Annotated in this window: 15 protein-coding genes; all 15 read right to left on the bottom strand. The window is 54.6% G+C overall.

Annotation, left to right across the window (positions count from 1 at the left end; translation table 11 throughout):
• Window positions 1–34: 34 nt before the first annotated feature.
• The 15 genes from QMG93_RS33380 to crcB all read right to left on the bottom strand — a co-directional run bounded on the left by QMG93_RS33380 (window position 35) and on the right by crcB (window position 13,704).
• Window positions 35–1,420 carry a glycine--tRNA ligase gene (locus tag QMG93_RS33380; RefSeq protein ID WP_281944233.1) on the bottom strand — a complete coding sequence of 462 codons (1,386 nt, stop codon included), beginning with the start codon at window positions 1,418–1,420 and terminating at the stop codon, window positions 35–37.
• Window positions 1,421–1,476: 56 nt separating this feature from the next.
• Window positions 1,477–2,178, bottom strand: a complete 702-nt coding sequence (locus QMG93_RS33385) for a 5'-methylthioadenosine/adenosylhomocysteine nucleosidase (protein WP_281944234.1) — start codon at window positions 2,176–2,178, stop codon at window positions 1,477–1,479.
• A gap of 38 nt (window positions 2,179–2,216) precedes the next feature.
• The gene (gene ccpA, locus QMG93_RS33390; RefSeq protein ID WP_281944235.1) at window positions 2,217–3,230 is read right to left on the bottom strand and encodes a catabolite control protein A; all 1,014 of its coding nucleotides are present in this window, start codon (window positions 3,228–3,230) and stop codon (window positions 2,217–2,219) included.
• 154 nt (window positions 3,231–3,384) lie between these two features.
• Window positions 3,385–3,801, bottom strand: coding sequence for a hypothetical protein (locus QMG93_RS33395; protein WP_281944236.1), 417 nt, complete (start codon window positions 3,799–3,801; stop codon window positions 3,385–3,387).
• Window positions 3,802–3,970: 169 nt separating this feature from the next.
• Entirely contained in the window at window positions 3,971–4,381 is a 411-nt protein-coding gene (locus tag QMG93_RS33400) for a VanZ family protein (RefSeq protein WP_281944237.1), read from the bottom strand.
• Complete coding sequence (locus QMG93_RS33405; protein WP_281944238.1) at window positions 4,378–4,920, bottom strand: type 1 glutamine amidotransferase domain-containing protein; 543 nt, start codon at window positions 4,918–4,920, stop codon at window positions 4,378–4,380. The genes QMG93_RS33400 and QMG93_RS33405 overlap by 4 nt, the downstream gene beginning before the upstream one ends.
• Before the next feature lie 47 nt (window positions 4,921–4,967).
• A complete protein-coding gene (ptsP, locus tag QMG93_RS33410) occupies window positions 4,968–6,734 on the bottom strand; it encodes a phosphoenolpyruvate--protein phosphotransferase (protein WP_281944239.1) in 1,767 nt (588 codons plus the stop codon).
• Entirely contained in the window at window positions 6,727–8,631 is a 1,905-nt protein-coding gene (locus QMG93_RS33415) for a glucose PTS transporter subunit IIA (RefSeq protein ID WP_281944240.1), read from the bottom strand. The genes ptsP and QMG93_RS33415 overlap by 8 nt, the downstream gene beginning before the upstream one ends.
• 133 nt (window positions 8,632–8,764) lie before the next feature.
• Window positions 8,765–9,484 carry a hypothetical protein gene (locus tag QMG93_RS33420; RefSeq protein WP_281944241.1) on the bottom strand — a complete coding sequence of 240 codons (720 nt, stop codon included), beginning with the start codon at window positions 9,482–9,484 and terminating at the stop codon, window positions 8,765–8,767.
• 127 nt (window positions 9,485–9,611) lie between these two features.
• On the bottom strand, window positions 9,612–10,262 hold the full coding sequence (thiE, locus tag QMG93_RS33425) for a thiamine phosphate synthase (RefSeq protein ID WP_281944242.1): 651 nt from the start codon (window positions 10,260–10,262) through the stop codon (window positions 9,612–9,614).
• A 1-nt stretch (window position 10,263) separates the two neighbouring features.
• Window positions 10,264–10,692, bottom strand: a complete 429-nt coding sequence (locus QMG93_RS33430) for a CoA-binding protein (RefSeq protein WP_281944243.1) — start codon at window positions 10,690–10,692, stop codon at window positions 10,264–10,266.
• Between the two features lie 26 nt (window positions 10,693–10,718).
• Complete coding sequence (locus tag QMG93_RS33435) at window positions 10,719–11,540, bottom strand: C39 family peptidase (protein ID WP_281944244.1); 822 nt, start codon at window positions 11,538–11,540, stop codon at window positions 10,719–10,721.
• Window positions 11,541–11,612: 72 nt separating this feature from the next.
• Window positions 11,613–12,908, bottom strand: coding sequence for a 3-phosphoshikimate 1-carboxyvinyltransferase (aroA, locus tag QMG93_RS33440; RefSeq protein ID WP_281944245.1), 1,296 nt, complete (start codon window positions 12,906–12,908; stop codon window positions 11,613–11,615).
• A 23-nt stretch (window positions 12,909–12,931) separates the two neighbouring features.
• Window positions 12,932–13,315: a fluoride efflux transporter FluC gene (locus tag QMG93_RS33445; RefSeq protein WP_036677644.1), complete on the bottom strand. Its 384-nt coding sequence runs from the start codon at window positions 13,313–13,315 to the stop codon at window positions 12,932–12,934.
• Window positions 13,312–13,704 carry a fluoride efflux transporter CrcB gene (gene crcB / locus QMG93_RS33450; protein ID WP_281944246.1) on the bottom strand — a complete coding sequence of 131 codons (393 nt, stop codon included), beginning with the start codon at window positions 13,702–13,704 and terminating at the stop codon, window positions 13,312–13,314. Before crcB ends, QMG93_RS33445 begins: the two co-directional genes overlap by 4 nt.
• Window positions 13,705–13,787 lie beyond the last annotated feature (83 nt).

Genomic DNA, 13,787 nt, shown 5'->3' on the forward strand with positions numbered 1-13,787 from the left:
CCGTATTAGCGCGGGCTGTTTCTTGTTTGGGAGATTAGAACTGCAATTTCGACTCGATAAACGCTTTGAGCTCGCTGATCGGCATCCGCGTTTGCTCCATCGTATCGCGGTCACGAACGGTCACTTGACCGTCCTGCTCCGACTCGAAGTCGTACGTAATGCAGAACGGCGTACCGATCTCGTCATGACGACGGTAACGCTTGCCGATCGAACCGGCCTCGTCATAGTCGACCAAGAAGTGCTTCGCCAAATCGGCAAATACTTGGTTAGCTCCGTCGGAAAGCTTCTTCGAGAGCGGGAAAATCGCCGCTTTATAAGGCGCCAGCGCCGGATGCAAATGCAATACCGTCCGGCTGTCGTCGCCTTCCAGCTTCTGTTCCTCGAACGCGTCAATCAGGAACGCCAGCGTTACCCGGTCCGCACCCAACGACGGCTCGATGCAGTACGGAATATACCGCTCGTTCGTTTCTTGCTCGATATAGTTGAAATCTTCGCCGGAATGCGTCATATGCTGCTTCAAATCGTAATCCGTGCGGTCGGCGATACCCCACAGCTCGCCCCAGCCGAACGGGAATTTGTATTCAATGTCCGTCGTTGCATTGGAATAATGGGACAACTCGTCGTCCGAGTGATCGCGCAGACGAATGTTCGCCTCCGTGATGCCGAGGTTTAAGAGCCAATCGCGGCAATACGAACGCCAGTATTCGAACCATTGCAGGTCTTCGCCCGGCTTGCAGAAAAATTCAAGCTCCATTTGTTCAAACTCGCGCGTACGGAAGGTGAAGTTCCCCGGCGTAATTTCGTTCCGGAAGCTTTTACCGACTTGGCCGATGCCGAACGGCAGCTTTTTGCGCATGGTGCGCTGTACGTTCTTGAAGTTGACGAAAATGCCCTGCGCCGTCTCCGGACGCATATAAACAACGTTCGCGCTCGATTCGGTTACGCCTTGGAACGTTTTGAACATCAGGTTAAACTGGCGAATTTCCGTGTAATCCAACGCTCCGCAGTCCGGGCAAACGATCTTATGCTCGGCGATCAGCTTCTCCATCTCGGCAAACGACAGGCCGTCGACGATCATCTCGATGCCTTTTTCCGCCAAGGCGTTCTCAATCAATTTGTCCGCGCGGTGACGCACTTTACACTGCTTGCAATCGATCATCGGATCGTTGAAGTTGCCTACATGACCGGATGCGACCCAAGCTTGAGGGTTCATCAGAATAGCCGCGTCGAGACCGACATTGTACGGGGATTCTTGAATGAACTTTTTCCACCAGGCGCGCTTAATGTTATTCTTCAGCTCAACGCCAAGCGGACCGTAGTCCCACGTATTGGCAAGACCGCCGTAAATTTCGGAGCCCGGGAAAATAAAGCCTCTGTGCTTGGCCAAAGCGACCAATTGTTCCATCGTTACGGATGACATCGTATATTCTCTCCTTCTACTTCTCTGGTTTGGACCGCTTCCGGTGTCCGTCAAACCTATGACAGATGCTTGATAATCTGATCCACGATGCGGTATGAGTTTTCGGAAGCCTGCACGGTGAATTCCGCAAAATTGACGTGCGCCGATCCGTCCGCCTTGTCGGACATGGAACGGATGATGACGAACGGGATACCGTTCATCGAGCAAGCCTGGGCGACCGCCGCGCCCTCCATCTCGACGCATGCGCCTTGAAGCTCCTTATGCAGCAATTGGACCGTCTCCCGGCTGGCGATAAACTGGTCGCCGGAAAGTACCCGTCCTTCCTTGACTGCTCCGAACAGCTCCCGGCTCGCTCCGGCCGCAGCGCTACGCAGTTCCGTATCGGCAGCAAAAACCGACGTCGCCGCATAAGGAATCGTCCCGCGCGAAAATCCAAGGGCCGTTACGTCCATATCGTGCTGTAGGCACTCCGTCGACACCACGATATCGCCGACGTTCAGCGACGGGTCAACCGCCCCTGCCACTCCGGTGAAGATTACGGCTTCCACGCCGTAGGTATCGATTAAAATCTGTGTCGTTACCGCAGCGTTCACTTTGCCTACGCCCGATTTGCACAGAACGATGCTTTTCCCGTGGAAAACGCCTTCGTAGAACGTGATTCCTGCCTTCGCCGATTCCCGCACCTGCTCCATATGCTCGTGGAACAGTTCGATTTCTTCCTTCATCGCGCCGATGACGCCTAGTTTACCGTACGTCAACCCCAAATCCCCCTTTTTACAAAAGAAAGTGGCTCATATTAGCGATGAGCCACCGAATTTCTATAAATCACTTCATGCGGCAAAATAACCTGCGACAGCTCCGAAGCATCCTTCGTTTCTTTATTCATCAGCTTGGTCAACAAGCGCATCGCCACAGCACCGATGTCGTACATCGGCTGAGCAACCGTTGTCAGCAGCGGACGAACCATCGAAGCCATCCGAATGTTGTCCACGCTGATGACGGACATGTCTTCCGGAACCTTCAAGCCGTTATCCTGCAGCGTGTGAATCGCTCCGATCGCCATCTCGTCCGTTGCGGCAAAGATCGCCGTAGGACGGTTGTCCAGCTCCAGGAAGTACTTCGTTACTTCCAGACCCGATTCATAGCGGTAGTTCCCGATACGGACCAGTTCTTCGCGCACCGGAATGTTCGCGGCTTCGAGCGCTTTCTTGTATCCTTGGTAACGTGCGTAACCGTTGGCAGGGTCCTGCAAAGTGCCGGAAATCATGGCGATATCGCGGTGTCCGTTCTCCAGCAGTACGTTTACGGCGTCAAACGCCGCCTTCTCATGGTCGATATCGACCGAAGGAATCGTCCGCTGTTCATCCGCCGTCGCACACAGCACCACCGGTACAGAAGACGTCTTGAACGCCTGAATGTGTTCCTCGGTAATCGCCCCGCCCATGAAGAGCAGTCCGTCTACTTGCTTCTCCAGCAAGGTGTTGATTACGCGGATTTCTTTTTCCTTCTTCTTGTCCGCGTTGGATAAAATAATATTGTAGTGATACATATTCGCGATATCTTCGATGCCGCGCGCAACCTCGGAAAAGATCGAGTTGGAAATATCGGGAATGACCACGCCGACCGTTGTCGTTTTCTTGCTGGCTAAGCCTCTTGCTACGGCATTCGGACGGTAGCCTAAACGCTCGATCGCCTCAAACACCTTCTTGCGCGTCTGCGGCTTCACGTTCGGGTTATTGTTGACAACCCTGGAAACGGTTGCCATGGAAACGCCTGCTTCTCTGGCTACATCATAAATTGTCACAGTCACGGCCATTCTCTCCATTGTTCTAAAAAGTATAATGCGATCATGTCATTTAGCCTTATCATACGACAAAATGCTTGTTTTCGCAATGAATTGGTCATAGTCCTACGAATATAGTATCAAAAAGACACAAAAAAAGCCAACTGCGAAGCAGCGGCTTTCAAAAATCGTGTACCGTTACCGAATGCTTGGCGATTTGCGACAGTCTTTTGCGGACGTCGTCAATCCATCCGCCGTCGTCCAGCGACTGGGCCAATAGCAGCAGATCAAGCAGTTCGTTGATTCTTTCTTGGATTATTGTCTCTACGGGGTCGGCTGCCCTTTTTTTCTCCGTTACTTTGACCATCAAATGGGCGACTTCGCATACATCGTCAAACTGAAGCAATTGCTTCTCCGGCTCGCTGCCGAGCTTGCCGATGAGTCCGGTTAATTCCGGCTTCACTTCGGCAAACACCTCGCTGCGGTTGCAGGTGTCGCACGAGAAAATCGGAACGTTCCCGATCTCGACTTTGTTTTGGTAAATGACGGTTCGAAGACGAATGCTCATCGCCTTACCACACTTGCACGGCTTATGCAACAACTACCACTCCTTTTGGCAGCAACGCCAAACCTTTCTCAAACGATCGGAATCCGTTGATTCCGACGGTCCCGACAAACGCGCCACCGTCGTCAATGACGGCACATTCGTTCATCCTGCTTAGATACAAATATTCTACCTTCGCGAACAAACTCCTGCCGCCGCGAGGCTAGTAATATTTAGCACACAGGCGCTCGTAAGCGCGCCGGACAAAAGGCAGCGACAGCGCAAGCATCGCCAAAGCGGCTCCAATCCCATCGTTGCGGATATCCATGACATCCGGCGTGCGCCCGGGTACGAACGATTGGTGATATTCGTCCGTCACCCCGTAAAGCACGCACAGCAGCACGACCGTAAACTTCGCCAGGAAGGTCAGCCGCTTGGGACGAAGTGCCCATAAATAAGTCCAAGCCAATATAAAGTAAGAAACGAAATGGCCCCAATCGAACCCTTCCATCGCAGGAATAATCAGGCGGATTTCATCCAGCCATCCCCCAAGATCGTCGCCGGTCCGCGAGGACAAATAAAAAATAACTGCCATCCACAGGACGGAAGGCAGCCACCTGACGATCATGTTCATCCCTTATGCTCCTCGGCATATTGCGCTAAACGGTCCACGAACGCTTTGGTAAACGCCGGAAGATCCGGAGGTCTGCGTCCCGACACAATGTGACGGTCGACTACCGCTTCCTGATCGACCCAAATTGCTCCCGCATTTTCAAGATCGTCCTTGATGCCCGGCGTGGAAGTCATGGTGTAGCCCTGGCATATTTTCGCCGAAACGAGCACCCAGCCGGCATGACAAATGTGCGCAATCGGTTTTTCCGCTTCGTGAAATTCACGGGTCAGCCGCAGCACCGAAACATAACGGCGCAGTTTGTCCGGCGCCCAGCCGCCCGGCACATAAAGCCCGATATAGTCTTCGGACTTCACTTCGTCCAGGGCGTATTCGGTCGTCAGAGGAACGCCGTATTTTCCGTGATAGACGGTGCCCGCTTTAGGACCTGCCAGATGTACGTCAAGCCCGGATTCCCGCAGCCGCAGCACCGGGTACCACATCTCCAGATCTTCAAATTCTTCGTCGACAAACGCAAGTACTTTATGTCCCGCAAGATTCATCCCATTCTCCCCCAATTATGTCTAGTATCGTAAAAAGTCAACAGTGCTTATGAGAAACCGCAAGCGGGTCTCGTGTGGCCCGACTGATCGGCGATATCCGTCTCCAAATACTTGGTAAGGACGGTCACCACTTCGGCGCTGCTGGCACAGCCGGCCAGCTCCTCCCAAATCTTCTCGCCTTCGCTGTGCCTGCTTTGGAGCAGGCTGTTTTTCACCTTCAAAATCGACTGCACTGACATGCTCAAGTCGGTAATGCCGAGCGCGATCCAAATCGGCAAAGCGCGGACATCCCCTGCCAGCTCGCCGCATACGCTGATATGCGTCCCATGCTTGTGGGCATGATCGGCCGTAATCTTCAGCATGCGGAGCACCGACGGATGAAACGGGTCGTACAAATGCGCCACCGTCTCGTTCATCCGGTCGACGGCCAGTACGTATTGCACCAAGTCGTTCGTTCCGATGCTGAAAAAGTCGACCTTTTGCGCGAGCAGATCGGAGATCATGACCGCAGCCGGAAGCTCGATCATAATGCCGACCTCAATGTCGGAGCGGAACGGGGTTCCTTCGGCAGCAAGCTCCTTTTTCGCTTCCTCCAGCACTTCATTGGCTCTGCGCAGCTCGTCTAGCGAGGAAATCATCGGATACAAGATTTTAACGTGACCGTAATGGCTGGCCCGCAATATGGCCCGAAGCTGCGTTTTGAACAAATCCGTCCGGTCCAGCATGATCCGGATCGCGCGGTAACCAAGCGACGGATTCTCTTCCTCCGGCAGGGCCAAATAATCGAGATGCTTATCCCCTCCGACATCCAGCGTCCGAATGACAACCGGCTTGCCGCCCAGCCGCTCGGCCACCTCGCGGTATACGGCGAACTGCTCCTCTTCTTCGGGAAAGCTGCTGCGGTCCATGTACAAAAATTCCGTCCGGAACAGGCCGACGCCGGAAGCGCCGTTCTTCATGACCAGCTCCAGCTCCTTCACCGAGCTGATGTTGGCCGCCAAATGCATCTGCCTTCCGTCCTCCGTCCGGGTAGGCAAATGGGCCAGCTTTTGCAGCTGCTCCTGAACGGCTTTCCACGTTTCCTTGCGCGCCTTGTATTTCTCGATCACAGCGTCGGCAGGATTCACATAGACGACGCCCTCGTCGCCGTCGATGATCAGATAATCTCCGTTTTGGATCGGCGTTTGCAGCTTGCCCTCAAGCCCGAGAACGTACGGAACGCCCATCGCGCGGGCCATGATCGCCACATGCGACGTTTTGCCTCCCAGCATCGTGACCAGCCCTAACGCCAGACTCACGTCCAGATGCACCATTTGGGACGGAATCAGCTCTTTGGCTACGAGAATGTAAGGCTGATCCTTGGGCGGCAGCGTCTCTTCGAGCGCTCCCAGCAGATGCTTGAGCAGCCGGTTGCCGACATCTTTAATATCGAGCGCGCGCTCCTTCATATAGCCGTCGTCGAGCAGATCGAACATTCCTACGAACTTATCGATCGCTTCTTTGACGGCGACCTCGGCCGCTTTGTACTGCCGCTGCATGATCCCCTGCACTTCGTTCATGAAAATCGGGTCTTCCAAGATGGCCAGATGCGCGTCGAAAATTTGCGTTTGCTCCTCGCCCAGTACGCTGACGAATTCCTGTTTGATCAGTTCGATTTCATCCTTGGAATGGCGGATTCCGTCATATAACCTTTCGAATTCGTACGCCAAGTCCGTGACGTCGATCAGCTTTTCGGGAAAGTCCCATTCCCAGGTTGGAATAACGAAAGCTTTGCCCATTGCAATCCCCGACGAAGCTCCGATCCCCTCAACCATAAGCGTTCCCTCCCCCTGTAACTCCTGTTGTAGCGGTATTTTTCAGCATGACGGACATGACCGACGCCTGTCCTTTCTTCACGGCTTTGTAAGGCGCGAAGCTCCATGATCTCACCATATCGACGTTCGTGATGAGCATAGGCGTCGCGAGCGACTTGCAGTTTTTCTTCACTTTCTGCAGATTGAACCTGACGAGCAGTTGGCCCGGTTCGACCAGGTCTCCTTCTTTCACGTAAGCGGTAAAATATTTGCCCTGCAGGCCAGCAGTATCGATTCCGATATGGAGGAGCACTTGAAGTCCTTGCTCCGTTTCGATCCCCAGGGCGTGAAGCGTCGGATAAACGTGGATGATTTTACCGGCCACAGGCGATACGAGCTCCCCTTTATCGGGGAAAAAGGCGACACCGTTGCCTACCAGCTTGCCGGCAAAAATTTTGTCCGGCACTTCCTCCAGCGGGATCATCCGCCCTTGCATCGGCGAGCTGAACAGCACCTGCTGAATATCTTTGCGCATGGACTTGATCATCTCTTCACGGATCAATTCCGAATACGTCCCGAACACGACCTGAACGTTGCCTCCGCCCAAACGGATAACGCCGGCCGCACCAAGAAGTCGAAGCGCCGACACATCCATCTGGCGGTCATTGACTAGCGTGAGCCGCAGGCGGGTAATGCACGCTTCGATGTTCTTGATGTTTTCTTTGCCGCCCAGCGCCTGCAAAATGAGCGGCGAACGGTACGGAATGTCCCCGGCCCATTCTTCGAGCTGCGAGCCTTCTTCGCGGCCGGGCGTCGGGATGCGGAAGCGGCGGATCGCCCAGCGGAACAGCACATAGTAGACGAAGCCGTACGCCAGCCCGATCGGAATCAGCAGCAGGCCGCGGGTCGACAAGTGCAGATTGATCAAGTAATCGATCGCTCCCGCCGAATAAGAGAAGCCGTGGTGAATATCGAGCACGTAAGCGATCCACATGGCCAATCCCGAAAGAATCGCATGCACGAAAAACAGATACGGCGCCACAAACAAAAACGCAAACTCAATCGGCTCGGTCACCCCGGTTAAGAAGCAGGCGAAAGCCGCCGTCAGGAAAGTCGTGCGAATTTTCGGCTTTAAATCCTCGCGCGCTTCCTGAATAATCGCCAAGGCAATAGCGGGCAGCGCGAACATCATGATCGGATATAGGCCGGCCATATACACTCCCGCTGTCGGATCACCGGCAAAGTAACGGGGCAAGTCGCCGAATACCGGCTGTCCTTGCGCATCATTGTATGCACCTAGCTGAAACCAGAAAAAGTTGTTAAACACGTGATGCAGTCCGGATGGGACCAGAAGACGGTGAATAATGCCGTATAAAAATGTGCCGAAGCCGCCGAGCCCCAAGATAAAATTCGTGAGCTTCTCCATCCCTGTTTCGAGCACAGGACCGACTTGGATCATCAGCAAGATCAATAAGAAAATGGCAAGCCCCATCAGCAGCGGCACCATACGGGGGCCGCCGAAAAATTGAATCGATTCGGGAAGCTGAATATGCTTTACCCTATGATAAATGACGGCGGCCAGCAACCCGATCATAATGCCGCCGGGAACGCCGAGCTGAAACGAATCGCCGAGGTAACGCTGCGTCGCTTCACTGAACATGTAATGGCCGATAAGCGCCGACATGCCCGCGATTCCTGCGCTTTCCGTCAACCCCAGAGCGACGCCGACCGCAAAAATAAGCGGCAAATACGTAAAGATCGTTGTGCCGCAGAGCAATAAAATTTCCCCGACGCGGGGCATATGAATCCGATCCCAAGGCAGGGTACCGAGGCGCAGCAAGATAGCGGCAACGGGAAGGGTAATGGTCGGCATCATAAGCGACCGGCCAAGCTGCTGCAAGTTTCCCATCCAATTCAAATCGGTCCGTTCCCCCTTTCATACTAACGATGGTACGCTCCGAACCGTTTTTTGTCAAACCGTAAGTTCAGGGAAAACACAAAGAAGACGGGCCTGCCGGGCCCGCCCGTTCGAAGCTGCTTGCCGATTAAAATTAGAATCTGTTAAAGCCGATGCCGCTGGCGCCGAAACCGGCTGTGCCGATACCCACTGCGCCGATGCCGAATTGGCTTTGCGCCGGTTGATTGGAATCGGAACGGAGATACGCATCGTGATCTTGTTGGTTGCCGCGGTAGTGAGCCAGATGGTACGATTGCGGGCTTTGGAATTGGGAGTACGATTGCCCGGAAACGCCCAATTGCTGCCCGAATTGATTTTGGCTTGCAAAGCTTGTGGCACCGAATTGGCTTGCGCCGATGCCGAATTGGCTTTGGGCCGGCTGCGTGGAATCTGAACGCAGGTAAGCGTCATGACCTTGTTGGTTCCCGCGGTAATTAGCCGTATGATACGATTGCGGCGATTGCGGGCTTTGATATTGCGAGAACTGTTGTCCGGCTCCGAAAGAAGAAGCGCCGAATTGGGGTGCGCCGATTCCGAATTGGCTTTGGGCCGGCTGCGTGGAATCGGAGCGAAGATAGGCGTCATGCCCTTGTTGGTTACCGCGGTAGTTGGCCGTATGGTACGATTGCGGGTTTTGGAATTGAGAGAACTGCTGCCCCGCTCCGTATTGCTGGCCGATTCCGGATTGATTCAAGGACTGGTTGTATTGGGATTGTACATAACCGACCGGTTGGTATTTCGCGTATTGGGAGCTTGCAAGACCGGCCGTACCCAATTGGTTTTGATAGCTGCTTTGGTAGCCTTGTTGGTACATGCGACAAAATCCTCCTCGAAGTTATTATAGAAAGTCTTCCGGTGCTGGTCGTTGTTCCGTTCCATTCCAGAAGCCTTTCTTATTGTCTTCAAGGAGGATTTATTTTATTACTTGCCGTTTATTTTTTTTAGGATTGTCCGGGACAAACTTCCTGCTTTAACTGCCGGGCGGCCGAGCAAGGATCGCTTTGCCGAACGATAGCCGATACGACGGCTACTCCGTCCGCGCCGGCCTGAATGACGGGCGCCGCATTGGAAGCGTCAATGCCTCCGATCCCGACCATGCTAATATGCGGCCAGCGCTGCTTGCTCTCCGAAATCAACCCGGTGCCGATCGGTGCCCCGGCATCCCCTTTGGTAAGGGTGGAATAGACGGCGCCCACGCCCAAATAATCTGCGCCTTGAGCCATGGCCCACTCGGCCTCAGCCATCGTGCCGGCGGAGATGCCGATGATCTTATCCTCGCCGAGCAGCTTACGGGCTTCCAATCCCGGCAGATCGTCCTGGCCGACATGCACACCGTCGGCGTCCAGCGCCAGCGCCACATCGACCCGGTCGTTGACCAGAAACGGGACGCCATATCCCCGACAAAGTTCCCGCAGCGCTCTGCCTTCTTCGATGACGCGGGCCAGAGGCGCTTTTTTCTCGCGAAGCTGGATCATCGTTACGCCGCCGTCCAGTGCCGCCCGGGCGATATCAAGCGCCGACTTCCCTTCGTGGCCCGTAAGATCCATAACCAAATAAACCGATAAATAACGACGCACGTCTGACCGGAACAATTTATTTCCCTCCGGGCAGCAAAATCGAGTCTTCTACTTTGATGCAGCGGTCCATGATCACTTCGAGACCGCCAGCGCGGGCAATATCCGCCGCTTCTTCGTTAAAGATCCCCTGCTGCAGCCAGAACACCTTGGCCCCGATCTTTACCGCTTCTTCGGCTACGGGAACGACCTGTTCGCTGCGGCGGAATACGTTCACGATATCGACCGGTTCGGGAATATCGCTGAGCGATGCGTAGCAAGTTTCCCCGAGAATCGATCCGCTTACGGTCGGATTGACCGGAATAATGCGGTAGCCTTTCTTCTGCATGGCTTCCGCAACCATGTAAGATACGCGGTCGGGCTTGTCGGACAGCCCAACGACCGCTACGTTGCCGGCTCCTGCCAATAGTTCTTTAATTCGTTCACGTGGTGGATTTTCAAAAACCATGACGTACCGCTCCTCGCTTCATGAATTTATTGTGCCTTTGTATAGCTTAACGCTTGGCGTCCCATCGCATCCCATGTTGCGATAAACGCTTCTTTGTCGATTTTTTTGTTGCTTTGGCCGGCAAGAGGGTCGTTGACATATACGTACTGTTCGTCAAAGCCGACCAGCAGCACCGCATGCTCCATAAAGGTCGTCTCGATGGGACCGATCGGCGTATCCCACACGACCCAATTGGCCGGAACCTGATAATTGATCGTCGTCCAAACGACGGACGGCACTCCCTGAATCAATTGGTCTTCCAGCTTCGAGAACGGCTCTTTGGTCAGATCTTGCGCCGTAGGAACATAAGCCTTAAGCAGCTCGAACAATGCGCTATGGTAGATCCCGAACCCTTTGGCAGCCCCCGTCACCTCTCCGACGAATCCGGTGTTCGGGTTGCCCCAGTAAGCGATCGAGCCGTTTTTGTTATAACGGATCGGGGTCGGATCTTTTTTCATCTCCGGAACCAAGTCCATCTTGGATTTGTTCACGCCGTAATATTGCAACAGCATCGTAAGACTCGTCACTTCGCATCCGGAAGGAAGCTCGGGCAGCTGCCGAATATGCGGAGCTTCCAGCAATATGCTTTTCGGCCGCTCGACCGGCTTCGCCGCAGGCGGTGCAGCGGTTGCGGCTGCCTTCGCTGCGGCAGCTTCTTGCTCCGCGTAGGCAACGGTCGGGTCCCGGAACCATGTCTGTCCCGTTAGTTTAGCGTAAAGCAGTACGCCAAATACGCCGCTCGCAAAGAGAAGCCCTGTGATGAGAAATAAAGCAAGCGTGACCTGGATTCCTTTCCACAATACGGTCACGTCCTTCACCGCCTCGTTACGATCAGCATGCCGATCATGATGATGGGTTGAGCAACGCCGGCGCGCGGCGCCTTACTCTTGAACCAGTTCGATCTGCGCCCCGAGCGACAGCAAATGCTCGAAGTAATGCGGGTAAGATTTGGCCACATGGTGCGCGTCGTTGATAATTAATCCTTGTTCGGAGCGGAGGCCGACGACGGTAAGCGCCATGATGACGCGGTGGTCGTAGTGCGCGTTAATCTCGACGCCACCCGTTACGCTCTGCGGACGCCCGTGAACGATGATCTCGCTTTGTCTTTCTTCCACATCCGCCCCGGCTTTGCGCAGCTCGTTGACAAAATCCGTAATTCGGTCACATTCCTTATACCGCAGGTTCTCTACATTGTAGAAGCGGGACGTACCTTCCGCGAACACCGCCGCAGCAACCATCGCCAGCACGGCGTCGGTGAAATGATCCCCGTCGAATTCGCCTGCGGTCAGCGTCTGATTGCCGCGAATCCGAACGGCATCGTTCTCGTGAGTAAGATCGACGCCCATCGCGCGGAGCACATCGACGACGGCCCGCTCGCCCTGCTTGCTTTGCTCCGCCAGATGAAGCACCGTTACGTCCGAATGCGTCACAGCCGCAGCGGCTAGAATGGCGGCAGAGCCGGGATAATCGCCCTGAACCGTGTAATTTTGAGGCTTGTACTGCTGCTTGCCCGGAATTTTATAATGCATCAAATCGTCGGACGCTTCGATCTTCACGCCCGCTTGGGCAATGACTTCCAGTGTCTGGCCGACGATAATTTTCGATTTCAGATCGTGCAGCACTGTAATTTCGCTATCCTCGTCCAGCAGAGGAGCAACGAACAGCAAGGAGCTTAAAAATTGCGAGCTGACATTCCCGGAAACGGTAATTTTACCGCCCCGCGGATGGCCGCCGCGAATCGTAATCGGCAGCTTTCCTTCCCGGTGCTCGACCTCGACTCCCATCTGCTTCAAGGCGTCGATCAGATCGTCATGAGGGCGTTTGCCGAGAGAATCCGGATAAGCGTTAATAAACGTCACCTCCGGGCAAAAAGCGGCGACCGACATCAGGAAGCGGAGTACCGCTCCCGCATTGCCAACATTCAGCTCGCTCACGTGCTTCGGATGAACGCCGAAACCGCGGATCGTCATCTTCTCGTCGTCCTCTTCCAGAACGGCGCCCAAATCCCGGATACAGCGGCGCATCGCATCGCTATCCTCGCTGTGGGCCGGAAAGTATACCGTGCTCGTCCCATCCGCAAGCGCGGCGATGAGCAAATAACGGGTCGTGTAGTTTTTGGAAGACAGGGCGTTAATCGTCCCGCCCAGACGCGGGGTCGGTTTGACAATGGCTTTCATCGTAAAGTATCTCTCCTTGTCCGTCAGAGCTTTATATATGTAAGTGAAAGGATATAGCCTGCATAAGCAAGCAGCAAACCGAGTGTATACGACAGCCCCATATACAGCCAGGCCGTCCGGCTTTCGCCTTGGCGAAGCAGCGCTTCGCTTTCCAGCTTTAGCGTCGAAAAGGTCGTGAATGCCCCCATAAACCCGCTGCCAAGGAGCGCCATCAGCCGTCCGTCCGCCCCTCCTCCCCACAGAACGCCCAACAAGAACGAACCGGCCAGGTTGACCGTCAGCGTTCCGTATGGCAGAGAAGTTTTAAGCCGTTCCGCGATCCGACTGCCGATCCAATACCTTGCAACGGCGCCGGCAAAGCCTCCTGCGCTTACGAGCAGCAGCGTTCCTAACGTATTCGACATCATTTCTCAGAACCCCTTTTTACCGCCGTCAAATTTAAGCCGAACCGGCGCCCGAGACGAATGCAGCCGATTCCGCCCCACAGACTGACGATAAAATAAGTAGCAGCGATCGTCCAAAGCTGCTGCTGGAGCATGGATACGAGCTCCCAGCTTAACGTCGAGAAGGTTGTAAACGCTCCGACGAATCCGGTTGTCAGCGCGGCGCGAAGGTCCGGGTATCGCTTCAAACCGGGCAAATAAGCCAGAAAGCCAAGCGTCAGGCAGCCGGCGAGGTTGCACAGCAGCGTTCCCCATGGCAGCGAGGTGACCTGCTGCGGATTCATTTCGACGGATAATCCGTACCGCGCCAACGCTCCGGCAATTCCCGCCAGACCTATATAAAGTACGGTCATCCCATATCTTCCCCATTCGAAATAAGCGTCATCAACGAGAGTCGTTCCGCTTTGTTTGACACGCTGCCGTTTTCTTTTTATGA

It is taken from the genome of Paenibacillus tyrphae (assembly GCF_027925525.1).
Classification (GTDB): domain Bacteria; phylum Bacillota; class Bacilli; order Paenibacillales; family NBRC-103111; genus Paenibacillus_G; species Paenibacillus_G tyrfis_B.

Coding starts and splice junctions, on each gene's coding strand:
- QMG93_RS33430 (WP_281944243.1), bottom strand. CDS start 10,692: ATGGTTTTTGAAAATCCACCACGTGAACGAATTAAAGAACTATTGGCA.
- ptsP (WP_281944239.1), bottom strand. CDS start 6,734: ATGGTTGAGGGGATCGGAGCTTCGTCGGGGATTGCAATGGGCAAAGCT.
- QMG93_RS33445 (WP_036677644.1), bottom strand. CDS start 13,315: ATGATGTCGAATACGTTAGGAACGCTGCTGCTCGTAAGCGCAGGAGGC.
- QMG93_RS33405 (WP_281944238.1), bottom strand. CDS start 4,920: ATGAATCTTGCGGGACATAAAGTACTTGCGTTTGTCGACGAAGAATTT.
- aroA (WP_281944245.1), bottom strand. CDS start 12,908: ATGAAAGCCATTGTCAAACCGACCCCGCGTCTGGGCGGGACGATTAAC.
- QMG93_RS33400 (WP_281944237.1), bottom strand. CDS start 4,381: ATGAACATGATCGTCAGGTGGCTGCCTTCCGTCCTGTGGATGGCAGTT.
- crcB (WP_281944246.1), bottom strand. CDS start 13,704: ATGACCGTACTTTATATAGGTCTGGCGGGAATTGCCGGAGCGTTGGCG.
- QMG93_RS33380 (WP_281944233.1), bottom strand. CDS start 1,420: ATGTCATCCGTAACGATGGAACAATTGGTCGCTTTGGCCAAGCACAGA.
- QMG93_RS33420 (WP_281944241.1), bottom strand. CDS start 9,484: ATGTACCAACAAGGCTACCAAAGCAGCTATCAAAACCAATTGGGTACG.